Raw genomic sequence first — 25,372 nt, 5'->3', positions numbered from 1 at the left:
GGGTTTTCACTTATAATAGCCGAATTTTATCACAACCACCCTTTATCACACCAACTACGATTTTTGCAAATGATGACACCCCAACATACCCAAACTTCTGAGACAGTCGATGCGGCTAAACCCGATGCCCAATGCCTTTCTCCCAATCCATCCACTGCCCCACAACCGAGCGATGAAAACTCTTTATCCCCGCACTATCGCGCCATTCAAACTTTTATGAAGCGCAAAACCCATGTGGGCAAAAAGGCAGAAGCTGGGTTACAGTCAGACTTTGCCCATTTTTTTGTCCAGCCCAATTTGGATGCAATTCAAGCAATGGATATCGGTGGTATAACCAATTTGCGTGAGCTATTTTCAAACCCTGATGCGCCTTTGACACTCGAAATCGGCTTTGGTATGGGCACAAGCTTGGTGGAAATGGCAAAAAATGACCCAACACGAAACTTTGTCGGCATTGAAGTGCATGAGGCAGGACTGGGTAATTGTGCATTTTTGGCAGGGGAACTGGGTCTCAATAACCTCAAACTCATCAGTGGCGATGCCATTGCCCTGATGCAGCAATTACCAGCGGCGCATATTGACACGCTGCAGTTGTATTTCCCAGACCCTTGGCAAAAAAAGCGCCATTACAAACGCCGTTTTGTCAGTGCCGATCGCATGAGGGTGGTGGAACGGGTGCTTAAAAAAGGCGGCATGTTTCATGCTGCCACCGATTGGGAACATTATGCCCACTGGATGATTGAAGTCATGGATAGTTTAACCGCGTTTGAAAATGTAGAAGGCAAAAACAGCGAAGGTATAGGTAACTTTCTGCCACGTCCCGATTTTCGCCCACTGACTAAATTTGAAAAACGCGGTATAGAGGAAGGTCGCGCTATTTATGACATTATGTATCGCAAAGTTTAGCGCGTTGACAATTTTATGCCATAAACAGGATAATCACAGCGATTATCCTTTTTTTATGCCTAAAATTTTTCTACAATGTGACTTTTCGTTATTAGATGGTATCTATCAGGATGTCGATTAGCGTGTGATGCCACGTAAAATCTCTATGACTGCTATCAATTTTTAGTGGTTTTATTACCTTGAATCGGGATGACCTTAGGAGTGATGGGATGACACCCGTTTATATTACATTTACGTTGTATTTGATTTTGGTATTGGGCATCGGGTTTGCGGCATATTTTGCCACGCGTAACTTTGATGACTATATTTTGGGTGGTCGTAGTCTGGGCAGTTTTGTGACCGCGATGTCGGCGGGTGCGTCAGATATGTCAGGATGGCTGCTGATGGGGTTACCTGGGGCGATTTATGTATCGGGGCTGAGTGAATCTTGGATTGCAATTGGCTTGGTGATTGGTGCGTATTTTAACTGGCTTTTAGTGGCGGGTCGACTGCGGGTGCATACTGAGTTTAATAACAATGCGCTAACTTTGCCTGAATACTTTCACCACCGCTTTGGCGCCAACAATCAATTGATTAAAATTGCTTCAGCGGCGATTATTTTGTTTTTCTTTACCATTTATTGTGCCTCAGGCATTGTCGCAGGTGCGCGGCTATTTGAAAGCTTGTTTGAAATTGACTATGCCACGGCTATGTGGCTAGGGGCTTTTGCCACCATTATCTATACCTTTATTGGAGGATTTTTGGCGGTAAGCTGGACAGATACTATTCAGGCAAGTTTGATGATTTTTGCGCTGGTATTTGCGCCCATCATGGTTTATTTAAACTTAGGCGGTATGGATGAAATTCATGCGGCGGTCAGTATGGCGGCACAGGCAAATAACAAAAACTACGGTAACTTGCTGTTTGGTACTTCATTGGTCGGTATCATCAGTGCGGCTGCGTGGGGCTTGGGTTATTTTGGTCAGCCGCATATTTTGGCGCGTTTTATGGCGGCAAATTCGGTCAAATCACTAAATAATGCCCGCCGTATCGGTATGACTTGGATGATTTTATGCCTAGCAGGCGCGGTGGCGGTCGGTTATTTTGGGCTTGCCTATATGACGGTGCATCCTGAGCAAACTGCCATCTTAAAAGATAACAACGAGCGTATCTTTATCGGTTTGGCACAATTGTTATTTAACCCTTGGATTGTCGGTGTGGTATTGTCGGCTATTTTGGCGGCGGTCATGAGTACCCTAAGCTGTCAATTATTGGTATGCTCAAGCGCGATTACAGAAGATTTTTATAAAGGGTTTATTCGCCCTACTGCCACGCAAAAAGAGCTGGTTTGGATTGGTCGCTTCATGGTGCTTTTGGTCTCAGCGATTGCCATTGTCATTGCCCAAAACCCAGACAGCAAAGTGTTGGGATTGGTCTCGTATGCTTGGGCAGGTTTTGGCGCGGCGTTTGGTCCTGTGGTATTGATGTCGTTATTTTGGCGACGTATGACTGGGACAGGCGCGTTGGCGGGTATGCTTGTAGGCGCGTTGACGGTCATCGCTTGGAAACCATTAACCGGTAGTAGTCTTTATGAAATCGTACCAGGTTTTATTTTAGGCATGATTGCTATCTATGTGGTGTCGCTGTTAACGCCCGCATCTGACAAAGTCATGGCACGTTTTGATGAAGCAGCAACCGCTTTTAAAAATGCTCGTTAACACATTGGCGATACACCGTGCAGACGAAACGCTAAATTTTTGAAAAAAATTGCAGATTATCCTTGACGAGATAGGTCGAAATACGCATAATATGCGACCACAAGACAGACACAAAATGTCTATCCTACATGGCGATGTAGCTCAGCTGGTTAGAGCGCACGACTCATAATCGTGAGGTCAAGAGTTCAAGTCTCTTCATCGCCACCATATCAAAAAAGCCAATAACTTAATGTTATTGGCTTTCTTATTTGCCAAATGTGTATTTGTGCCTTGAAATCTCGTCGAAATTTACCATAATAGTATCAACGTGCCAAAATATTATATTGGTTACTGTCATACTCCCCTAATCTCTCAACCTTATGATTTATCACAACTATAAAAACCCATAAAAGGAAGCACTCTTGAGCGATACCATCAGCAGAACGGTCGATTTATCATCTCTAAAAGCCCACCAACTCAAAACCCTATTGGGCGAATACAATAACCACATTAAGTACCTTGAACATCGTCTGTCAGTCCACATTCACCAACGCAAAACCGATTTTGTGATTTCAGGTGAACTCGATTCAGTCACGCGTGCTGAGCGTATCTTGGTACAGCTTGCCGATGAAGCACAAAGCAACGACGTCATCTCGCCAGAAGATTTGCATCTGCTCGTGCAAACCAGTTTTAGCCGCGAGCAAGATTTAGCGCTAGAGAATGATGCCGCTAGCGCAAATGGCAGCGAGCGCGCCGATAGCACTGAATTCACCCCGATTAGTTTGAGAACCCGTAAAGGAAAAATCATTCCCCGCGGTTACAACCAACAGCAATATGTCAAAAAAATCTTACTCTCTGATGTCTCGTTTGGCGTAGGTCCTGCAGGGACGGGTAAGACTTACTTGGCGGTGGCTTGCGCGGTCGATATGCTAGAGCGCAATGAGATTGAGCGTATTTTGCTTGTACGCCCTGCGGTAGAAGCAGGGGAAAAACTGGGCTTTTTACCGGGGGATTTGACCCAAAAAATCGACCCTTATTTACGCCCACTTTATGACGCTTTATATGAAATGCTAGGGTTTGAAAAAGTGGCAAAACTGATTGAAAAACAAGTCATTGAAGTAGCCCCTCTCGCCTACATGCGCGGTCGTACCTTAAATAACTCATTTGTGATTTTAGATGAAGCACAAAACACTACCCCTGAGCAGATGAAAATGTTTTTGACCCGTTTGGGTTTTGGCTCGCGGGCGGTCATCACGGGCGATATGTCACAGGTCGATTTACCTCGTGGCACCAAGTCAGGCTTGCGGCATTCGCTAGAAATCTTGGCGGATATTGAAGAAATTCATGTGACGCGGTTTGATAGCAAAGATGTGGTACGCCATCAATTGGTTCAAAAAATCGTGCAAGCCTACGATAAATACGATGAAGCGCAAGAAGCGATTAAAGAAGCCAAAAAGCAATCGCGCCTACTCGAACAAAGCCAAGCACAGTCCCAAGCCGCAAGCTTGGCTATCGCGGTGACGGATAACAACGCCCCGATTAATAAAGCTCCGATTGATAACACACCGATTGATAACACACCCATTGATATAGGTATCGCGGAGTAGCTTATGTCATCAGCTTTGCCAACCCAAATTGATTTAACAGGTGATTTAGCAAGCGCTGTGCCGCAAGCGCCGATGAGTCAAGTGCCGATGAGTCAAGTGATAATTAGTTTTGCTGAAGACTTAATTGCGCTGCCAAATTTTGGCGAACTTGAAGCCTTGTACCAACAAGACAAGATTGCCGCTATTTTGAAGCAAGTGCTGCAGTATTTTCAAACCCATCAATACACCACTGAGATACCTAGTCAACTGGGTGAATTTATCTTTCAAAAAACGGTTGAATTAGAAATTTATGTCACGGAGCCTGTGGAAGCTCGCGCTATCAATTTCGATGCGCGTGGCAAAGACTACGCCACCAATATTTTATCCTATGCCAGTGAGTTGCCTGAAGCTGTACTAGAATTACTGCCCGCACTGCCGCTAGGTGAACTAGTGATTTGCCATGCGGTGGTAGTCAGTCAAGCCGCTGAACAAGGCAAGACAGTAGAGCAGCATCTGACCCATTTGCTGGTGCATGGGATACTGCATTTGCTGGGTTTTGACCATGAACTTGGGCAAGCTGAGCAAGATGAAATGGAAGCGATTGAAATCGCTGTCCTTGATAAGTTATCCGTTGCCAACCCTTATGAGTAAAATTTCAATTGAGTAAATCTATCACCAAATCAGGTATTGGCATTATCTACGCGGGCGGCACTTTTGGCAGTTATGGCAAACCGCTTGCTAGCTTAGATGCCGATATTTTTTTACCTGTGTTATCACAGATATTACAGACCCATTTTGCCACCTACCCAAACCATGCACACGACCCTGTGAATTGGCGGATATTGGATAATGATCTCATTAAAGACAGTAGCCAGTTAACACCTGCCGATTTTGCGCATTTTTATCAATTGATATTACAAGCCATTGCGCAAGGGCTTCGCCAATTTGTGGTGCTAACAGGCACGGATACGCTCAGCTACCTTGCGGCTTTTTTGGCAGAGTGTTTTGCGGGTAGTCATATCAGTATTGTGGTGACAGGGGCGATGAGACCTTTGCTTGATAGCAATGTGTTAACCGATTACCGCATCGACCCGCAGAGCGATGCCACACAGAATTTATTTGATGCTTGCAAATTAGCCCGTCATGGTGAACCTGGGGTGCGGGTGTGTTTTTCTGGTGAAGATTGGCCTGCGCAAACTGTGCAAAAAATTCATAGCCATGATTTAATGGCGTTTGTGGGGCACCACCGTGCTGGTTATCCCGCCAATAGCTATATCTCAAAAATCACTCAGGCTCAGCATCAACTTTGGCTAGAAGATCGGTTGAGTGAGTTGCCGCAAGTCTTTGACAGCTTGTCCCATGCCAATATTGCCACACTCTATTTGACGCCCGTAGATACGCATTTGCTCGCCACTCGCTTGGATAATTTATTGGCTGAAAAACCTGATGCCATCATTATTTTGGCATTTGGTGCAGGCAATGTGCCGTATGCCGAATCCATCAAAAACCAATTATTACAGGCGAAAAAACAAGGCTGTCTGGTTGCAGTGACCACCCAATGCGCGTATGGCGGCGTCAGCCAAGCGTATGAAGCGGGGGCATGGCTGGCTCAGTGTGAAGTTTTGATGACGGGACGATTGACCTTACCTGCGATATTTGCGCGTCTGCTTTGGTTGATTGGCAGTTATGATACCCCTGCTCGCCGCCGTCAGCGCTGGACACATTGTCTAAAAGATACCCACACCGTCGCCTAATAACTGATTAGTTGTTATACTAGGCTTTTTTATCGTAGGTTTTGGCAAAATTGGCTTTTTTATGACTGTAAATACTTATGCGATCAGCATCGAATTTATTGGTACTCGCTATCGCGGCTGGCAACGACAACAAGAAGTTGATAGTATTCAGCAGCATGTTGAAGCAGCGTTATCAAAGATAGCCAATGAACCCATAGAAGTTATTGCTGCGGGTCGTACTGATGCCGGCGTCCATGCGTCAAATATGATTGCCCATTTTCAAACCAGTGCCACCCGTCAGCCTTATAATTGGCTGCGTGCCGCAAACTCTCTACTACCTGATGATATCGCGGTGCGCTGGATACAAGTGATGCCTGCTGAGTTTCATGCGCGCTTTTCTGCCATTGCTCGACGCTACCGCTATATTACCTTCAACCACCCCTTTCGACCTGCGATACTCAATCAGCAAATTACTCATGAGTACGCCCCGCTTAATGTCCAACTGATGCAGCAGGCAGCGACCTATCTAGAAGGCACTCATGATTTTACCAGTTTTCGTGCCGCTTCCTGCCAATCTAATCAGCCTGTGCGCCATGTCCATTTTGCCAAATTGATTCAGCATGGTGAGCTGTTGGTACTGGATATCCAAGCCGATGGTTTTTTGCATCACATGGTGCGAAATATTATGGGTACGTTATTTGAAATTGGGCGCGGTGAAAAGCCAGTCGCATGGATTGAAACATTGCTACTTAGCAAAAACCGGTCACTTGCGGCAGCGACCGCCGCTGCCGATGGGTTATACTTTATCAACGCGCTATATCCACCCCAATTTCAATCACTGTTGCCGGTAACAAGGCTATCCCCTATTTGGCTAAATTTGGCTGAATAAGGACGCGATACGCGCAAATCTTTTAGCTGTTTTTTTTCAATTGATTGATTTAGGGGTTAAAAGTTGCGATAACACACGCATCAGCGTATAATCTACATTTATACATTTGACTCATAGATATAGGTATTATGGCAAAAAAAGACGATGTAATTGAATTTGAAGGCGAAGTGGTCGATACTTTACCTAACACATTATTTAAAGTGCGTTTAGAAAATGGGCATGAAATTATTGCGCATATTTCTGGAAAAATGCGTAAGAACTATATTCGTATCTTAACAGGCGATAAAGTTAAAGTTGAAATGACACCTTACGACTTATCGAAAGGACGTATCACTTACCGCGGTCGATAGTTGTTTAGCTAGATATAGTCAGTAAAAAGAGGGTGTTAACTCATTGGGTTAACATCCTCTTTTTTTTCGTGACTGCTCAGGTCAATAAATTCTTACAAAAATGTGATTCTACGGTTGTCAATTGTTAAAATTTTGATTATTCTTTACCTAACCAAAGGAAGGTATTACGTCAATTTTAATTTACTGATAAGTTTTTATTAAATTAGCTGTTAGACGTAATGATTAAAATCAAACAGGGAGCTTCACATGTCATTTAAAATTTCTTCTCTTGCGCTAGCCATTGCTACGCTTTCTACTGTTTCTATCGCAAACGCCGCAGGTCTAGACCGCTCTACCCAACCAAGCTGGGCTTTTACTGAGGAAGGTACTTTTGCCTATGTTGAGCACATTACTATCGATCCAACAATCGAGGGTAAAGATAACGCAAATGTTGCGACAACTGACGCAAACTTTACCGCTGGTCGCAATGTCCCTGATATGGCAGAGGATTACCAGTTTTTAAACTTTGGCGCAAAAGCCGATGTCAATGACACTATCAGCGTAGGGGCATTTTTTGATCAACCTTGGGGCGCAGATGTTGAGTTTTCTGGCGATAACAACTTTGTTGGTGCACCAACTTCTATAGTGAATGGTATCTATGCGCAGGCAGCAGCGGGATTGCAAAATGCAGGTATTGCACTGCCTGTTACCAATGCTACAGAACTGCAAACCGCTATCTCAACCATCCAAAGTCAAGTTAATGATGGGCAAGCGCGATTAGATGCCGCAAACACCCAATTGACTCAAGCCCAAGCCGCTTTGGCTGCTAACCCTGCATTAGCGCCTGTTTTAACACCACAAATTACTGCACTTCAACAAGGGATTGCTGCAGGTACTACCCAAGTTGCGGCTGGTAACCAAGCAGTTAATACTTTATCTACCGCACAAACGGCATCACAAAATTTATCTCAAGTTACAGGTGCAACCAATGTTTCTCTCAGCAGCCAAAATTTCACAGGACTGTTGGGGGTAAAACTGGGTGAAAAGAAAAATATTCAAATTTATGGTGGTCCTACGATTCAGCGTTTAGAAGGTGATGTCCACTTACGTGGTAACGCTTATAAAACTGCCTCTGGGTATGATGCAAATATTGCTCGTGATACGGCTTATGGCTGGATGGCTGGGATTGCTTATTTAAAACCTGAAATTGCCCTCAAAGCCGCGTTAACTTATCGCTCTGAAATCGACCACGACGTCAATACGACGGAAAATCTTCCTGCACGCGGTGCAGCGGGTGTCGGCACCAATGAAATTACTGTCACCACGCCAAAATCTGTTAACTTAGATTTCCAAACAGGTATCAATCCAACCACCCTTTTAACCGCAAAAGCACGTTGGGTACCTTGGAGCGATTTTGCGATTAAACCAAAAATCTATGGTAGCGCAAGTGGTTTAAATTTAGTTTCTTATGACGATGACGCTTGGACTGCTGAAGTCGGTCTAGGTAAGAAACTATCGCCACAATTAGCTATTTCGGGCGCTGTGGGTTATGACTCAGGCGCAGGTAATCCCATCACTTCTCTAGGACCTGTAGAGGGTAACTGGAATGTGGGTTTGGGAGCAAAATACAATTTGACACCTGAATGGGCTATCTCAGGCGGCGTTAAATACTTGATGTTTGGTGATGCCAAAGCGAAAATACCTGATGGTAGTATTGTTGGCGATTTCCAAGACAATGATGGCTGGGTATACGGTGTACGTTTATCTTACCAAAAGAAATAAGCTAATTTTCAATAACATGAAAGCCAATCTGTTCATCAGGTTGGCTTTTTTTGTGTGTGTAGTTAATCAATGTTGATACAGTAAGCGCTTCATGATTATTACATAGGTGCCGCTTCAACAACATATCGTATGGTTTAATTTGCAAGATTGGTCAGTGCTATGGTGAGATTACCAATGCTTGGTACCGTGATGCCATTGGTTTTTCTTGGGTAAAGTTTAGCTTTTTGCACTTGTTGGCAAATAAATTTATCCACCGCTTGATCACCCGATGTTTGCGCAATCCTGCATCTTTCCACGCCACCTTGGGCATTGACATTGAGTTTTACTTGTAGGCTGGATAGCTGTTTTAGTGTCACAATACGGGATAAATTGGGTGGTAACTGCGTGTTGGGTCTTTTCTGCCAACTTGCATCCGCATTGCCAAAGGTGTTGGGTGTTGCTGGCTTTGGTGACGAATTAATAGCTGGGACATCGGGGATAGCTGAAATAACTGGGCTAACGGGCTGATTTGGCGTTTTTCGTATTTGAGGGCGCATCGAGTCTTCAGATGATTTAGCAGATGATTTAGCACGCTCATCGTGAGTTATAGGTTTTAAAGCATTATCGGCATTGGTATGGCTTTGGTTGATAGTAGCTGATTTAATAGTAGCTGAGTTGGGTTGAGTAAGAGATTGGCTAGTGTTTGAACTTATTTTGCGTTCTATTTGCGCCGCTTGCTGTTGCTCATAGTGGGCGTTATTTTTATGGGCGTTCAGTAATGGCTGGCTAGGAATATCTTGTGATTTTTTTTGGGGTTGAGTTTGGCTTCGACTTTGACTTTGACTTGCTGTAGATAACGCAGTTTTAGGTTGAATGGCTTTTTGTTGGTTAGTCGAATTATCTATCGTTGGTCTGAGTTCGATTGGCTTGTGGTTATTATCTTTTGCTGGGTGATTCACCAGTTTAGCGGGTGTAGGGTTTGGTGTTGGGAACGGTTTTTCCTTAACATCAGCCGCTTGTGTTTTATCGCTAGGATAAGGTTGTTTGGCAGGGTCTGTATGATGGATAACCACAGGCTGCGTTTGTGAATGGTAGGTCTGCGAAGGGTGTTGAGGCTTCAGCTGGATAAAGCTAATTTCGAGCGGCTGTGTGGTTTGCGGTTTGATCTTTAATGGAGTTTGGTACTGAAAAAATAGATATAGCAGCAGCCCATGCAACGCGGTAACGATGCCGACCACCACTACCCTAATATATAGTTTTGACGATTTGTTATCGGATGATAATGTAGATAGCATAACAGGGAAATCGCTTGATACACGCTTGAATGATGGCAGATGATATTGCCATCTTAATATAATTGTGCCATACATCAAATAGTTAGTTTGCTATTTGATTCTGGGTACACCTGGCGTTAATGAGTTTTTAGGGTTATTTTTTAATTTGCTACTACGGCTATTACCTTGACAGCGCTTTGAGCAATAAATGACATTCACCCAATCTTTTTCCCATTTTTTCCGCCAGGTAAATGGACGCTGACACACTGGGCAGATTTTGCTCGGTAAATCAGATTTTTTAACGGTTTTATTAGAATTTTTCATCGTACCTTTCTATAGATTTACTTAATCGCTGGCTATTTAAGGCGCGTACATCTATTAGCTATTATCCATTATCTAGTTTAGTTTAGTTTAGTTTAGTTTAGTTGACTTTTTATGTGGGTCATTGCACATTTTTGCAACGGGATAACTGGCTTTTACCGTTATGATGGCGCAACAAACCTGAAAAAATGTCTTGGGAAGCCAAGCCTTTGTTGACATAATAACCTAACGATAAACTGTTGTATTGGGGTAAAGATAATGAGCAGCACAATGAACTTGATGTGGTTTCGCCAAGATTTGCGCACCTTTGACAATACCGCTTTTGCGGCTTGCTGTGAGCATGCACGGCAAAACCATGCTGGTGTCATAGCCGTGGTTTATTTGACACCCAAGCAATGGCAATCACACCGCAAATCGCTGTGGCAAATTGACTTGATACTGCGGCAAATCCGCGCACTGGAGCAGAGTTTATCTCAGTTAAATATTGGTATCATCATCAGAGTGGTGGATGATTTTGCCTTGCAGGCGACGGATGTGCTTGAGCTTTGCCAGCAGCTTTCTATAAGCCATGTATTTGCCAATTTGGAGTACCCGGTTAATGAAGTTGCCCGCGATCAGTATATCGCCCAGCAGGCGCAGTCATTAGGCATAGTTACCCAATGGTTTGATGATAGTCAAGTGATTGCCCCTCAGCGTATCGTCACGGACAAAAGTATGCCGTACAAAGTCTTTACCCCTTTTTACAAGCGTTGGCTTGCGATGATTGAAACTGGCGGCTTAACCCTATCGCCCACCCCTGCTGCCATGGCCATAAATACCACACAACTTGCCAAAGACAGCCGCAATACCAATACCAACACTAATACCAATGACTATATAACGATTGATGCATTTTATCGCGCTTATCTTAACCCCACCGCTGCGCTTGATAAACAACTCAATCACGTGGTTAAGTTAGCACAATTGTTATACCCTGCCGGTGAAGTGGCAGCCCAATCACGACTGGATGATTTTTTAAAAAACCATATCGCTGATTACAATACCGCCAGAGACGTGCCCGCTTTGAATAATAATTTGGGTGCTACCAGTCGTTTATCGCCCTATTTAGCCATCGGTATGCTATCACCCAGATTATGCTATCTCAAAGCCAGACAAAGGCTGAACAGTCAGCAAGGACTAGGCAGCGAGAAAGACATTATGCGCTGGATTAGCGAACTGGCTTGGCGCGATTTTTATTATGACGTTATGGTTAACCGTCCAGATATCGTTAAAGGCAAGGCATTTTTGACCGCATTGGATGAATCTGTGGCTTGGCGTTATGACCTAGCTGACTTTGAAAGCTGGTATCAAGGTAAGACCGGTGTGCCGCTGGTAGATGCAGCGATGCGCTGTCTCAGCAGCACAGGTTTTATGCACAATCGACTGCGGATGGTGGTGGCGATGTATCTGAGCAAAAACCTATTAATTGATTGGCGTTGGGGTGAGGCGTATTTTATGCAGCATTTGGTAGATGGTGATTTTGCCAGTAATAATGGGGGATGGCAATGGTCAGCTTCCGTTGGTACCGATGCCCAGCCTTATTTTCGGGTGATGAATCCATTTAGTCAGGCGGCAACACATGACCCTGACGCCAGCTATATTCAACACTGGTTACCCGAGCTTGCAACAGTGCCAGCTAACATCATCAACGATGAGCAAAAACTGCAAACTTTCCTCAAACAAAATCCCCACATCGCCTATCCAAAGCTTGATACCCCAACAAAAGTCTCACGGGCGATGGCGATTGAGGCGTTTAAAAAACCAGTTGAGTGAACGATAGCATTAGTATTAATCAATTTATCACATCAAGGTGTTAAAAGCACACTATTTAAAAACTTGTTAAACGCTTGCTAAAAACCGTGTTGTGTAATTGCTGATATAAATTATGACTAAATACACTGCCCACTTACTCTAGGGTCATAAAAAAACCACGTTAAAGTGTTAACGTGGTTTTTTTAAAACATTTATGACTAATCGGGTAACGCATAGGCAACCATGTAGTCACCCATCTTGGTGCCAAACGAGCCATGCCCGCCTGCCATGATGACCACATACTGTTTGCCATTAATCTCATAAGTCATTGGCGTGGCTTGTCCACCAGCCGGCAAACGTGCTTCCCAGAGTTTATCGCCATTACTGACATTAAAGGCACGGATATAATTATCTTGGGTCGCCGCGACAAACATCACATTTCCCGCTGTGGAAATCGAACCACCCAGTCCGGGCACACCGATTTTTAATGGCGGTAACTGCATCAGTTTTGGCAAGCTATCACGGATAGTACCGATACGTTTTTTCCACACGATTTGATGGGTGGTCAAGTCCACCCCTGCCACATAGCCCCAGCCAGGTTGTTTACAAGGTAATCCGACAGGCGATAAGAAAGGTTTGATTTCCACACCATAAGGCGCACCATACATAGGCTGGATGCCTTGTTCAGTGCCTGCGCCTTTTTCTTTTTGTGGACGGTTAGGATCTTCTGGAATCAAAGTACTAACGAAAGGTAACGCTAAGGGGTTCATCACCGCGACTTGGCGATCGGGATTAACTGAAATACCGCCCCATTCAAATACCCCTAAATTGCCTGGGAAAACCAAGGTACCGTTTTCTGACGGTGGCGTATAGATACCCTCATAATTGAGTGATTTAAAATACGCACGGCAATATAATTGGTCAAACATGGTCGCGCCCCACATATCTTTATCCTGTAGCGGATTTGGTGGCGCAAGGTTTAACTCAGAAAATGGCTGAGTGGCAGCGTATTTTTCACCTTTGGTTTGGTTACCGCGTTTAACCGTTTGTGGCACGGCACGTTCTGTCACCGGTACCACAGGTTTACCCGTACGCCGGTCAAGGACAAACACATTGCCCGTTTTGGTGGTGACATAGACCACAGGCGTGGTTTTGCCCGTTTGGTCGGTCAATTCTGCAATGGTTGGCTGCGACGGTACATCCATATCCCACAAGTCGTGATGCGTGGTCTGGAAGCTCCAAAGCACTTTACCGGTAGTGCCATTGAGCGCAACAACCGAGTTAGCAAAACGCTCTTGTAGTCGGTCACGATTACCGCCCCAAATATCTGGCGTACCAACACCAACAGGCACATATACGACATCGGCTTGGCTATCATACGCAAGCGGTGCCCATGCATTTGGCGAGTTGTGTACAAATTTTTGCCCAGGTGCTGGGATGGCATTGGGGTCTTCTGCGCCTGTGTCAAACACCCACATTAATTTACCGGTATTAACATCATAGCCACGGATAACGCCCGAAGGCTCTTTAGTAGAGAGGTTGTCAGTCACAGACCCACCGATAACAATCGTCGTCCCTGTCACTACAGGTGGTGAGGTTGGGTTATAGCCACCGGGATAGGGGTATGGCATATCTTGTTGCAGATTGACTTCACCATTGGTACCAAAATCGCTACAACGTTGACCCGTATCGGCATTGACGGCGACTAAGCGACCATCATTGACCGGCAAAATAATTTTGCGCGGGCAAAGCGCCGATTGGGTTTGGCGCGCTTGTAAACTGGCAGCATTTTTACTGACATTGGCGTCATCGTGATACGATACCCCACGGCAGGTCAAATGTTGGAAGGTTTTATCTGATTTAAGTTTCGGATCAAACCGCCATTTTTGTTTACCTGTGGCAGGGTCAAGCGCAATCAAAAACTGATGCGCGGTACAAAAATATAAGGTATTGTTGACTTTAAGCGGGGTGACTTGGTTGGTGGTTTCCCCAGAATCATTGGCGGTTTTAAAGTCGCCAGTACGAAACGTCCACGCTTCTTTAAGATTTTTGACATTGCTATCATTGATTTGGGTCAAAGGCGAATAGCGTGTACCTTCAGGTGTCCGCCCATAATCGGTCCAATCGCCAGGAGCAATGCCTGCCAGTGGTTTTGGCGTAGGCTGCGCACGGGTGATGGTTCCGTTGATTTCTTGGGGGTCATGAAAAGCGGCATAACCCATCAACGCAAAAATTGATAGAATGACTAAGCCTAAGCCATGTCGAACCGGGGTTAGCCAAGTATGATCAAATAACGTTGCTTGAGGCGTTGATGATGGATCTGCAGGGTTAATTGGCTGATGAGATTTAACATAGCGGGTGATACGTGGCAACCATAGCCAAATCCCCATAAAAGTTAAAATATCCAGCCTAGGTGCGAGTGCCCAAAAATCGCTGCCCACTTCCCATAACGACCATACCGCTGTCACAACCAACAGGGCAGCAAACAGCCACAGCGCCAATGCAGCGCGTTTTTTAAGTAACACTGCCGTGGCTAATATCCAAATACCGGCTACCAAGTAGTACCACGAGCCGCCCAAACTAATGAGATAAATCCCGCCAAACAATAATACAAAACCTATAATGGCAAAAATCGCCATAGTGATATAGGGTGGTTTTACCGTATTGATTGCTGACGAGGGTATATTTTGATGATTGCTTATTGTCATATCACCCTCCTTATTTTCCCGTGATTATAGAGCGGGCTATTCAACCTTTAATGCTACAGACTTGTAGCGTAATGTTGGTAATTAGTAAGTTAACCTTTCTGATGGCGAATTACTTGTTTTATACCTACAAAATTTATTACTTTGTTGCATAAATTATTTTTTAACTATCAACTTTTATTGAATTTGTAAAACTTCTAATAAAATTAATCTTCGTCAACCTCAAAAAATACACAGCATCACTAGCTTCGCTGAATCTATGTTAGGGAATTTTGACATCGCTAATACCAAATCTCAGCGCTGCTAAAAAACGGTTAGACACTCTCTAGCCATTTTTTATTCAAGGAAAAACATAAAATGAATAAAATTCATCATTTTTAAATTTTAATTCGTTTTTATTCATCTTCATTTTAGCGTATAACTGTCTTTGTACTTTTAGCAGTGACGATTTTTATTGGTCGTAGGGTGCTAAAAGAAAATTTTTTGCGCGACTGTTACGGAGATTATAGACATGACTTTACCGATTAATTGTCATATCAAAACCATTGCATTTGATGAAAACTACCAACCTGCCAAAGATACTAGGCTGACTACCAACTTCGCCAATCTAGCACGGGGTGAACACCGCGAGCAAAACTTACGCAATACCCTGCAAATGATTAACCGTCGATTTAATGATTTGGCACATTGGGACAATGGGACTGGCGACCGCTATCAGGTCGAGCTTGAGATTGTATCTGCCAATCTTGAGATAGCGGGTACGAAAGACAGCTTCCCGGCTATTGAGATTTTAAAAACCGTTATCTTTGACACCCAGACCCAGCAGCGAATCGATGGCATTGTGGGTAACAGTTTTTCTTCCTATGTGCGCGATTATGACTTTAGTGTATGGCTGTTGGCGCATAACAAAAACCAGCCATCGTTTAGCGTGCCCGAGCGGTTTGGGGATTTGCATGGTAAGTTGTTTGAGTATGTGTTGAACTCGCCTGCCTATCGTGAGCAATTTAACAAACCCCCGGTGATTTGTCTGAGTGTATCGACCACTAAGACCTACACCCGAACCGCCAATTGTCATCCGATTTTGGGCACTGAATATGTACAAGACGCGTATTCGCTGACAGATGAGTACTTTAGCAAAATGGGGTTATCGGTGCGTTATTTTATGCCGCCAAAATCAGTGGCGCCTTTTGCGTTTTATTTTAAAGGTGATTTGCTCAATGACTACACCAACCTTGAGCTTATCAGCACAATTAGCACGATGGAAACGTTCCAAAAAATCTATCGTCCTGAGATTTATAACGCCAATACCGTGGCAGGTCAAAGTTATCAGCCCAGTTTAAATCATGAGGATTATTCACTGACCAAAATCGAGTATGACCGTGAAGAGCGCAGCCAGCTAGCGATTCAACAAGGTCAATACACAGAAACCCACTTTATCAAACCCTACCGAACCTTATTACAAAACTGGTTAAATTCCCAAGTCGCTTAATAAGTAGCTTAATAAGTCGCTTAAGCAGTTTTTGCTGACACCCAACAATTAAAGAGAAAACAATGACGACACTTTTTCCAACATCAACGGCAGGTAGCCTGCCTAAACCAAGCTGGCTTGCTGAACCTGAACAACTTTGGTCACCTTGGAAGCTAACAGACAGCGCGCTTGTCCAAGGCAAACAAGACGCGTTATTGGTATCATTGCAGCAGCAACTAGCGGCAGGCGTTGATATTGTGAGTGATGGCGAACAAACCCGCCAACATTTTGTCACCACCTTTATTGAGCATCTAGATGGGGTTGATTTTGCCAATCGCGCTACGGTAAAAATTCGCAATCGCTATGAAGCGAGTGTGCCGACTGTGGTGGGTACGGTGTCGCGCCCGCAATCGGTATTTGCTGAGGACGCCAAGTTTTTACGTCAGCACACAGACAAACCTATCAAATGGGCGCTACCTGGACCCATGACCATGATTGATACCTTAAGTGACCAATACTACGGCAGCCGCGAAAAGCTGGCTTGGGAATTTGCCACCCTACTCAACCAAGAAGCCAAAGAACTGGAGGCGGCAGGGGTTGATATTATTCAATTTGATGAGCCTGCCTTTAATGTATTTTTTGATGAAGTTAATGATTGGGGTATTGCGGCACTCGAACGTGCTATCGAAGGGTTGAAATGTGACACTGCCGTCCATATCTGTTATGGTTATGGTATCAAAGCCAATACCGATTGGAAACAAACCTTGGGCAGTGAATGGCGACAATATGAAGCCATCTTCCCCAAACTACAGCAATCGGCGATTGATATGGTGTCGCTAGAATGTCAAAATTCGCGCGTACCGATGGAACTTATTGAATTGATTCGTGGCAAAAAAGTGATGGTGGGCGCGATTGATGTGGCGACGCATCAGATAGAAACGCCTGAGGAAGTGGCAGCAACGCTGCATAAAGCCTTGCAGTTTGTGGATGCCAAAAATTTGTACCCTTGTACCAATTGCGGGATGGCACCGCTCCCCCGTCATGTGGCACAAGGCAAACTGTTTGCCTTAGCACAAGGCGCCAAGCTTGTCCGAAATGACTATTTAGCCACGCATCAATTGGACGACCTCATAATTTAAAAAGTACTTTGGAAAAAATAATGGTTGACGTTACTGATTTTAGAAATGCCATGTCGATGTTATCGGCTGCGGTCAATGTGGTCACTACTGATGGCCCTGCGGGTCGTCATGGCTTTACTGCATCGGCGGTGTGCAGTGTAACCGATACCCCACCGACCTTGCTCGTATGCATGAATACCGCCTCACGCTCGTATGAATATTTCGTGCAAAACAAGGTATTGGCGGTGAATGTGCTTGCCGATCATCATGCACCATTATCTGCGGTTTTTGCATCAAAACTCGAAGCGCAAGCGCGCTTTGAGCATGGCACATGGCATACCTTGATGACCCAATCACCGATTTTGGACAATGCCTTGGCGAGCTTTGATTGCCAAATCGAGCAAATCCAGGAAGTCGGCACACACGGGATTTTTATTTGTCGTATCGAAGCCATACAACAAGGCAAAGACCAGACAGGCTTGGTGTATTTTAATCGTGAATACCATGCCGTCAATAAAATTAAAGTCGAAACGCCCAACCAACCATAATGCCAAGCACCGAGTCAGATTTTGTACAATCCAAGCGAATTAATGCTAAAGTAGTCACTCTTATCAATAGTTACAGAATTTAGGATGGGTAATGGCGATTATTAAGTCTTTGTTGGACACGGATTTATACAAATTTACCATGCTACAAGTGGTACTACACAAGTTTCCACAGACGCATAGCGTATATGCGTTTCGCTGTCGCAACCTTGAAGACACCGCCTATCCTCTTTCAACGCTACTCGATGAAGTCAATAGCGAGCTCGATGCGCTTTGTGAACTACGTTTTACAGCCGATGAGCTGCAATACCTTCGTGGTCTGCGCTTTATCAAAAGTGATTTTGTTGATTATCTTGAATTATTTCAACTCAAACGTCGTTTTATCAAAGCGACCCTTGATGCTGAAGGTCGGTTAGACATTCGCATTGAAGGCCCGATGATTCAGGCAATGATGTTTGAAATCTTTGTGTTGGCGATTGTTAATGAACTGTATTTTAGTCACCTTGACCAGCAATCGGCTTGGCAAGTCGGTGAACAACGGCTAAACGATAAAATCATACTGTTACAAGACTATCGTCGCCAAATGGCGGCTTATGACGTTCCGTTTTTTCTATCAGATTTTGGTACGCGTCGACGTTATAGTGTTGCTTGGCAAGAACAGGTGATTGAGCGGTTGATGGCTGTGCCGGAAATATTTCGCGGTACGAGCAATGTGTATTTTGCCAAACAGTTCGGTATCACCCCAATTGGCACAATGGCGCATGAGTTTTTACAAGCCTTTCAGGCGCTCGATGTGCGCTTGCGTAATTTTCAAAAAGCAGCACTCGAAACTTGGGTTCAAGAATATCGAGGTGACTTAGGTATTGCATTGACAGACGTGGTCGGAATGGATGCCTTTTTACGCGATTTTGACTTGTATTTTGCTAAGCTATTTGATGGGCTGCGTCATGACAGTGGCGACCCGTATGCATGGGGCGAAAAAGCCTACGCGCACTACCAGCAACTTAAAATCAACCCAAAAACCAAAATGTTAAATTTTAGCGATGGGTTGACGTTGCAGAAGGCGTGGGCACTGTATTTGCATTTTAACGACCGTTTTCAACTTGGGTTTGGTATCGGGACTCACCTGACCAATGATATGGGGCAAACACCGCTCAACATCGTCCTTAAACTGGTTGAATGTAACGGGCAATCGGTGGCTAAAATATCCGACAGCCCGGGCAAAACCATGACCGACAACGATACCTTTTTGGCATACCTGCGCCAAGTATTTGATATCGCTGAGTAAAAATTCTAAAGCGCTCATTGCAAAAAACCAATAAACTAAATCTGCGCGTTCAATCTCACGCCCAATCATGGCAATGTATGCCATGAATTTGGACGATTGAACTATTATTGCACATCAATACACCAATATTTGGTAGTCACATAATCTTCAATCCCATATTTTGAGCCTTCACGACCGAAACCGGATTGCTTCACACCGCCGAATGGTGCAACTTCAGTTGATAACAGTCCTGTGTTTTGCGCAACCATACCATATTCGAGTCCTTCACACACTTTCCACGAACGCGCAACGCTTTGGGTATAAAAATACGCCGCTAGTCCATAAATCGTATTGTTGGCATGGGCAATCACTTCGTCATCGGTATCAAAAATAAATACCGGGGCGACGGGACCAAAAATCTCTTGGCTAGCGATGTCCATGTCATCGGTGATACCCGTGATAATGGTTGGCTCAAAACTTAAATCTGACGCGCTGTGTTTCTTTCCACCGGTGACCACGGTCGCGCCTTTGTTGACCGCATCTTCAAGTAACTGCTCGACTTTGTCCATTGCATCTTGGTTGATGAGCGGACCGATATTCACGCCCTCTGTCATACCGTTACCAACTTTTAAGGCTTCTACTTTTTGTTTGAAGATGGCTAAAAATTTGTCTTTAATACTTGATTGCACATACACGCGGTTTGCACAGACACAGGTTTGCCCCGCGTTACGGTATTTGGAAGCAATAAGACCGGTTGCTGCTTTCTCTAAGTCGGCATCATCAAAGACGATAAAGGGCGCATTGCCGCCAAGCTCCATCGAGAGTTTTTTGACCGTGGACGCGCATTGTGACATCAGCACGCGACCAACTTCGGTAGAGCCAGTGAATGACAATTTGTGGATACGTTCATCTTGGGTGAGCACTTCGCCAATGACGGATGACTTGCCGGTGACGATTTGTAGCAAGCCTGCAGGTAAGCCTGCACGTATGGCAAGTTCGCCCAGTGCTAATGCGGTCAAGGGTGTTTCAGTGGCAGGTTTGACAATTATGCTACAGCCAGCAGCTAATGCCGGTGCCACTTTACGTGTAATCATGGCGGCGGGGAAATTCCACGGGGTAATCGCCGCGCATACGCCAATCGGTTGTTTTAACACCACGTAGCGTAGGTCTTTGTTGGTGCTAGGGATGATGTCGCCATAGATGCGCTTGCCTTCTTCGGCAAACCAGCGAATAAAGCTATTGGCATAGCTGATTTCACCGCGCGATTCGGTCATTGGCTTGCCTTGCTCGGCTGTCATGATTATTGCCAAATCTTCTTTATTTTGGTCGATTAAATCCGCCCAGTTGTTTAAAATAGCTGCGCGCTCGTTGGCGGTTTTTTGTGCCCAGTCTATTTGCGCTTTGTGGGCGATGGCAACGGCGTCGATGACTTGGGATTTTTCTAGACTCGGTATAGTGGCAATCACTTGGTTGTCAAATGGATTGGTGACATCAATGGTGTCGCCTGTCGTGGCGTCTGTCCATTGGTTGCTAATAAGTGATTGGGTTTTGAGTAAGGTTGGGTCTTTGAGTGGTAGCATCAGGAATTCCTGTTCGTTATGTTGTTATGAGGATATTGAGAACTTTTTTATGATAAGCAGGTCAATGCCGTTTATTATAAGCTGATAGCAGCTACCTGCAATAGGGTCATTATGTTGCAGCAGCTGTCTATGAAGTAAAAATTTCAGCAAAGATTAGATAGCAAATGGCATAAATAATTGGATAAAAATGCAAACCAAGTCGGTTACCTCAACTCGGTTGTGATTTTCTCATCGCATTTGAGGCTACTGGCTTGGCAGTGGTATGCATGAGATTGCGTTAGTCGCTAAAATTTGCTAGCTTTAAATTTTTTCTTGGAAATCTTTCTCACTGCGCTGTTGGCAAATGCCGCTGCATAAAATCATTGACCTTGTTAAAGGTGGGATAAAAAGACTGTAACGGTCTTGCCAGTCCAACGACGACGCCTGCATGAGTGGCAGGGACTTGTACCCGTTCCACGTTGCCGCCTGCTTGGGTCAGCGCTTTTTGTAGGCTATCAGCATTTTGTGGGTAGACAAGCGTGTCTTTACTACCTGTGACCAACAAATGCGGGGGTACATCTTGGCGGATATGATACACAGGCATCACTTGCTGGCGGGTGCTATCAGCTGGAAAGGCAACTTTAGTAGTACCGGTACGAAAATCATAATCATACGGCCCTGCTAGCCCAATCACACCTAATATTGCCTTGTTGGGAATGCCGGTGGTTTTCCAAAAACGGTTATCATCCACCGCAGATACCACATTAAACGCCCCTGCCGAATGTCCCATGACAAACAGTTGATTAGGATTGCCGCCATATTGAGCGATATTGCGATACACCCACCCCATGGCGCTGGCTGTATCAAGCACATAATCTGGGAATACGTTTGCAGGGGCTAAGCGATAATCAACCACCACTATGGTGTAGCCTGACTTGGCAAACTGCTTACCGACAAAGCCATAGGTTTGACGTTTGCCATGTTGCCAGCTGCCCCCGTATACAAATATTAACACAGGGTGACGCTGACCGTCTGCAGGCGTATAAATATCGAGTTGTTGGCGAGTATCTGTGCCATAGGCAATGTTTTTGATGGTTTTAATACCATTTGACACAGTGCTAGTGCTATCAGCTTTTGCGGCGATTGGTGCGTTTTTTGTCGCCATGGCCTGACAGCCTGTCAAACTTAACCCCACAAGGGCTATAACCGCAGCAGCCCCAAGTTTGTATTTATTTGAGCGCAGGGTGGCGGATGGCGGGTGTTTTGTAGCGTGGGTCGATGAATTTGACATAGGTTTCTCTTTTTTAAAGGTTTCTCTTTTTTAAGGTTTTTGCTTTTTTAAATAAGTAAGTTTTTAAGTCAGGACGTTAAATTTGAAATGATTAAATATTTATGTAACAGAATGGCTTTTTGTTAAGTATAATCGCTTATAAGCGTTAATCAAATGCCTGCTGTAGTGAATTGGTAACAGCGGTAACCTTATGTTGGATATCGTTATGTGTGATGCTATTTATTATTTAACTTACACCAGTAAAATCACCTTACTGGGCGCGATTAATCCTTTTACTTTCAAAACTATCGAGCAGATTTCTAGGCAAAACAATCATACCCAACACATCACGGGATTTTTGCTATTCAAACATGGGCAATTTTTTCAATATTTGGAAGGGGATAAGGCATTGGTCACTCACCTGTACCAAGATTTACTTAAAGATTATCGCCATAAAAATTTAAAAATAATTACCGAGGGTCATCGGGAACAGCCGCGGTTCAAAAAATGGGATATGTACTGTATTGACATTGATAAGGATGTGAATAATTTATCCATTAGCCGACTATTTCAAGCGTTTAACCCCACCGATTGGCAGTCACCGGAGGTGAATGAGCTAATCACAGATATGCAAACACAGCATCATAAAAATAATTAAATTTTTACCCTAAAAAGATTTATAAACTTTAATTTATTTTTGTATGAATTAAGGGTTATACTTTAGTTTTAATAAAAGATGCTAAATTAATAATAACATTAAAAATTATTATGCTACACTCAAAGTAACATATAAAGAGTATGGCTGAGGAGTTCTACGATGATGTCTCCCCCTACTTATTACCTGACTTATACCAGTTCGCTTACTTGGTCAGCCGCTTTAAAGCCCAGCACATTTACCCAGATTTATCAAAGCGCCAGAGATAATAACCAAAAAACCGGCATCATGGGTTTTATCCTATTTAAAGATGGTCGCTTTCTGCATTTTATGGAAGGTAGTGAAATGTATATAGCGAATTTGTACCTCGCTATCACCCATGATAAACGCCACCATAAAATTCATCTTATCCATCAAGGTACCACCCCTGCTAAACGCTTTAAGCAATGCGATATGCTATGTGTGACACCGGGCATATCCCATACAACCCCAGTGATTAGCGAGCTGTTAGCAAAGTTTGAAACCTACCAATGGCAGACCGAACAGGTCGAGCAATTACTCAATGATATGGCCCTATTCTATGAGCGCGATGATGCTGATATTGCGCCCTACCAAGTCAAAGCGGAAAGCTACATCGGCGCCATCATCAAACACCATGTCAAAAAACACCTTTTTTTCATACTCACGATCATCACGGTGCCATGGTTGGTGATATTTATGTTGTTAATTGAGCTGTAAATTTTTGCCAATCTGATAGTAAAAAAGGCTAACCATCAGACGTTGCGCAAGGTAACGATGCGCTTTTTAAACTCAATTTTTTCGCCGTTTTTATTGGGTATTTGGTAATCGTCACTGTTGGTTTGTACCCTATCGCGGTAATCAATGGTTAATTTTAATGGTTGCTTTTTAAGAACAATAAACTGATGAGAAACATACCTAGTATCAGCAGTTGAATGATTAAATATTTTTTATTCTGCCCCATAAAGCGGCGATAAACCACCGAGAAAAAACTTCCTGTTTGAGGGGTCATGCCAAGCAAATGGTTTTTTGCCATTAGTGACATCACTTCATGTACATGAGCTTGGCTCCAATGATAAATATCAAAGTCGTACACCATATCTGGAAGATTAAGCAGTTCAAGGGTTTGGGTTTTTTCGTCCATGTTATAACAATTCATCAGCCATTGCTGATAATAGCGTTTTTCTAGCTGTCCCTGGTCTAACACCACTATCTCTTTATGTCGTCGGTCTTGCTTTATCGTGTTAAATAATTGGTCACAGAGCGCTTTTTGACCTTCAATATACTGCAAAAATTTACCATCCTTAAACAATAAAAACCCCGTAATATGATGGTGTTGATTGTTGGACTGGGCTTGCTCGCGAATATCAGTGAATAAATTATGGTCAAAAATTTGGGTCAAATTTATTTTACTGGCGTAGACATAATACTGAATTTGATGATTCATGACATTTTCCGAAAATTTGTGAGGGAAGCCAGTTGCAATAAATTTTCATCGGTTAAAAAAAACTTAATCTTATGACACCTAGAATTGGTCTCATAAAATTAAGCTACAATACAGTATCAAGCGCAGTGCTAAACTCTCTAAAATGGACCTGGAAATAAAATGAACTGGGAACTTGCCATTCAGCATCTTTAGGTCTGCATAAAAATTGTACTATGATACTGTCAATCCGTAGTATTTTATATCAATGGCATTCTACATAAATTTTTCAACCAAAGATACGTCAAACTTGGCTTTGGTAATCTTGTTTGCCTGCGCCAAGGCAATATCTGCATCAGTAGGTCCCGCCCATTGACACGCTTGCTGATAAAATAACGATAAGATAGTTCTAAATCCTGCTGTATCCGCATGGGTCAAGGACATTGTCAACGCACTTTGTTTATCGCCACCAAAAAACTGATCAAAAAAGTGAATCATGGTTAATGTTAAAGCCTGATTTGTTTCTGCCCTGCGAGCTAATAGCCCAAAACCACGGGATTTTGATGAATTATGATGCTGATGAATCATCTGCTTGACACTGTCTAAAATTTGGCTGCCCAATAATGGTGAAAATTGCGCCATAAAACTATCAATCAGTAACTCAAAGGCGGCTATTTGGCTAGATATTGGTTTAGATATTGGGTCAGGTTTTTGGTTAGAGATAGCTACTTGACTGGATGATGGGTGAGTTACTGGGCTATTTTGCCCCAAATCAGGGATATCATGGGTCATCGGTTGGGGGTTGACTGCACCCATTTGATAATCACTCAGCGCTTTCATTAGACTTCGACGGATATTTGAGCGATATTCTTTGGTTGCGTTGTCTCGCGTAATTTCATGGACAAAACGCTGGATTTGGTAAGGCGTAATATCGGCATAATCTTTATGAAAGATGTCCATGGCTTTACGGATATCAGCATCTTTTAAAAACGGTGTTAACGCAGATTTGATAGTAGCTTCTTTGTTCATGACGGTGCCAAATATTTAAAGTTAATAAAATTACAATTGACGCAAATGA

At 43.8% G+C, this 25,372-nt stretch carries 22 protein-coding genes and 1 tRNA gene; 16 read left to right on the top strand and 7 right to left on the bottom strand.

Features of this window, described 5'->3' with window-relative positions:
* Window positions 1–69: 69 nt before the first annotated feature.
* The 9 genes from trmB (at window position 70) to RTS09_RS00275 (ending at window position 8,901) form a co-directional block, all read left to right on the top strand.
* Window positions 70–906, top strand: coding sequence for a tRNA (guanosine(46)-N7)-methyltransferase TrmB (gene trmB, locus RTS09_RS00315; RefSeq protein WP_312533143.1), 837 nt, complete (start codon window positions 70–72; stop codon window positions 904–906).
* Between the two features lie 209 nt (window positions 907–1,115).
* A complete protein-coding gene (putP, locus tag RTS09_RS00310) occupies window positions 1,116–2,603 on the top strand; it encodes a sodium/proline symporter PutP (RefSeq protein WP_312533141.1) in 1,488 nt (495 codons plus the stop codon).
* Window positions 2,604–2,733: 130 nt separating this feature from the next.
* Window positions 2,734–2,810: transfer RNA gene (locus RTS09_RS00305), tRNA-Met, on the top strand.
* A 194-nt stretch (window positions 2,811–3,004) separates the two neighbouring features.
* Window positions 3,005–4,189, top strand: coding sequence for a PhoH family protein (locus tag RTS09_RS00300; RefSeq protein WP_312533138.1), 1,185 nt, complete (start codon window positions 3,005–3,007; stop codon window positions 4,187–4,189).
* A 3-nt stretch (window positions 4,190–4,192) separates the two neighbouring features.
* Window positions 4,193–4,819 carry an rRNA maturation RNase YbeY gene (gene ybeY, locus RTS09_RS00295; protein WP_312533135.1) on the top strand — a complete coding sequence of 209 codons (627 nt, stop codon included), beginning with the start codon at window positions 4,193–4,195 and terminating at the stop codon, window positions 4,817–4,819.
* Window positions 4,820–4,827: 8 nt separating this feature from the next.
* Window positions 4,828–5,922: an asparaginase gene (locus RTS09_RS00290; protein WP_312533133.1), complete on the top strand. Its 1,095-nt coding sequence runs from the start codon at window positions 4,828–4,830 to the stop codon at window positions 5,920–5,922.
* Between the two features lie 61 nt (window positions 5,923–5,983).
* On the top strand, window positions 5,984–6,790 hold the full coding sequence (truA, locus tag RTS09_RS00285) for a tRNA pseudouridine(38-40) synthase TruA (protein ID WP_312533131.1): 807 nt from the start codon (window positions 5,984–5,986) through the stop codon (window positions 6,788–6,790).
* A 128-nt stretch (window positions 6,791–6,918) separates the two neighbouring features.
* On the top strand, window positions 6,919–7,140 hold the full coding sequence (infA, locus tag RTS09_RS00280; protein WP_007116282.1) for a translation initiation factor IF-1: 222 nt from the start codon (window positions 6,919–6,921) through the stop codon (window positions 7,138–7,140).
* 246 nt (window positions 7,141–7,386) lie between these two features.
* Window positions 7,387–8,901: an OmpP1/FadL family transporter gene (locus RTS09_RS00275; RefSeq protein ID WP_312533128.1), complete on the top strand. Its 1,515-nt coding sequence runs from the start codon at window positions 7,387–7,389 to the stop codon at window positions 8,899–8,901.
* Between the two features lie 134 nt (window positions 8,902–9,035).
* Here the strand turns inward: RTS09_RS00275 and RTS09_RS00270 are convergent, their stop codons facing one another.
* Window positions 9,036–10,175 (bottom strand): hypothetical protein, encoded by a 1,140-nt coding sequence (locus RTS09_RS00270; protein ID WP_312533126.1) that lies wholly within the window; start codon window positions 10,173–10,175, stop codon window positions 9,036–9,038.
* 90 nt (window positions 10,176–10,265) lie between these two features.
* Window positions 10,266–10,478: a DUF2256 domain-containing protein gene (locus tag RTS09_RS10560; protein WP_135889276.1), complete on the bottom strand. Its 213-nt coding sequence runs from the start codon at window positions 10,476–10,478 to the stop codon at window positions 10,266–10,268.
* Window positions 10,479–10,733: 255 nt separating this feature from the next.
* Here RTS09_RS10560 and RTS09_RS00260 point away from each other — a divergent pair, with 255 nt between their 5' ends.
* Window positions 10,734–12,287 carry a cryptochrome/photolyase family protein gene (locus tag RTS09_RS00260; protein ID WP_312533121.1) on the top strand — a complete coding sequence of 518 codons (1,554 nt, stop codon included), beginning with the start codon at window positions 10,734–10,736 and terminating at the stop codon, window positions 12,285–12,287.
* 197 nt (window positions 12,288–12,484) lie between these two features.
* Here RTS09_RS00260 and RTS09_RS00255 read toward each other — a convergent pair whose 3' ends face one another.
* On the bottom strand, window positions 12,485–14,974 hold the full coding sequence (locus RTS09_RS00255) for a glucose/quinate/shikimate family membrane-bound PQQ-dependent dehydrogenase (protein ID WP_409418358.1): 2,490 nt from the start codon (window positions 14,972–14,974) through the stop codon (window positions 12,485–12,487).
* 508 nt (window positions 14,975–15,482) lie between these two features.
* Between RTS09_RS00255 and RTS09_RS00250 the strand changes: the two genes are divergently transcribed.
* From RTS09_RS00250 to pncB, 4 genes are all read left to right on the top strand, one after another.
* Window positions 15,483–16,460: a DUF1852 domain-containing protein gene (locus RTS09_RS00250; RefSeq protein WP_312533118.1), complete on the top strand. Its 978-nt coding sequence runs from the start codon at window positions 15,483–15,485 to the stop codon at window positions 16,458–16,460.
* A gap of 62 nt (window positions 16,461–16,522) precedes the next feature.
* On the top strand, window positions 16,523–17,578 hold the full coding sequence (locus tag RTS09_RS00245; protein WP_312533116.1) for a methionine synthase: 1,056 nt from the start codon (window positions 16,523–16,525) through the stop codon (window positions 17,576–17,578).
* A 20-nt stretch (window positions 17,579–17,598) separates the two neighbouring features.
* Window positions 17,599–18,105 carry a flavin reductase gene (locus tag RTS09_RS00240; protein ID WP_007116291.1) on the top strand — a complete coding sequence of 169 codons (507 nt, stop codon included), beginning with the start codon at window positions 17,599–17,601 and terminating at the stop codon, window positions 18,103–18,105.
* 91 nt (window positions 18,106–18,196) lie between these two features.
* On the top strand, window positions 18,197–19,390 hold the full coding sequence (pncB, locus tag RTS09_RS00235) for a nicotinate phosphoribosyltransferase (protein ID WP_312533114.1): 1,194 nt from the start codon (window positions 18,197–18,199) through the stop codon (window positions 19,388–19,390).
* Window positions 19,391–19,494: 104 nt separating this feature from the next.
* Here pncB and RTS09_RS00230 read toward each other — a convergent pair whose 3' ends face one another.
* Both RTS09_RS00230 and RTS09_RS00225 read right to left on the bottom strand, forming a co-directional pair.
* Window positions 19,495–20,949: an NAD-dependent succinate-semialdehyde dehydrogenase gene (locus RTS09_RS00230; RefSeq protein ID WP_312533111.1), complete on the bottom strand. Its 1,455-nt coding sequence runs from the start codon at window positions 20,947–20,949 to the stop codon at window positions 19,495–19,497.
* A gap of 325 nt (window positions 20,950–21,274) precedes the next feature.
* Window positions 21,275–22,219, bottom strand: coding sequence for an alpha/beta hydrolase (locus RTS09_RS00225; RefSeq protein ID WP_312533106.1), 945 nt, complete (start codon window positions 22,217–22,219; stop codon window positions 21,275–21,277).
* Between the two features lie 190 nt (window positions 22,220–22,409).
* On the opposite strand from RTS09_RS00225, the gene RTS09_RS00220 reads away from it, so the two are divergent.
* Both RTS09_RS00220 and RTS09_RS00215 read left to right on the top strand, forming a co-directional pair.
* Window positions 22,410–22,856 carry a BLUF domain-containing protein gene (locus RTS09_RS00220; protein WP_312533104.1) on the top strand — a complete coding sequence of 149 codons (447 nt, stop codon included), beginning with the start codon at window positions 22,410–22,412 and terminating at the stop codon, window positions 22,854–22,856.
* Between the two features lie 159 nt (window positions 22,857–23,015).
* Entirely contained in the window at window positions 23,016–23,591 is a 576-nt protein-coding gene (locus tag RTS09_RS00215) for a BLUF domain-containing protein (protein WP_312533101.1), read from the top strand.
* A gap of 154 nt (window positions 23,592–23,745) precedes the next feature.
* Here the strand turns inward: RTS09_RS00215 and RTS09_RS00210 are convergent, their stop codons facing one another.
* Together RTS09_RS00210 and RTS09_RS00205 are read right to left on the bottom strand one after the other, a co-directional pair.
* Window positions 23,746–24,318: a BLUF domain-containing protein gene (locus tag RTS09_RS00210; protein ID WP_159676097.1), complete on the bottom strand. Its 573-nt coding sequence runs from the start codon at window positions 24,316–24,318 to the stop codon at window positions 23,746–23,748.
* Between the two features lie 252 nt (window positions 24,319–24,570).
* Window positions 24,571–25,323 (bottom strand): hypothetical protein, encoded by a 753-nt coding sequence (locus tag RTS09_RS00205; RefSeq protein ID WP_312533098.1) that lies wholly within the window; start codon window positions 25,321–25,323, stop codon window positions 24,571–24,573.
* Window positions 25,324–25,372 lie beyond the last annotated feature (49 nt).

Origin of the sequence: Moraxella sp. CTOTU47618, from assembly GCF_032017425.1 — a bacterium.
Taxonomy (GTDB): Bacteria; Pseudomonadota; Gammaproteobacteria; order Pseudomonadales; family Moraxellaceae; genus Faucicola; species Faucicola tetraodonis.
The sequence above is the reverse complement of the archived record's forward strand: the minus strand, read 5'-3'. Positions and strand labels throughout refer to the sequence as shown.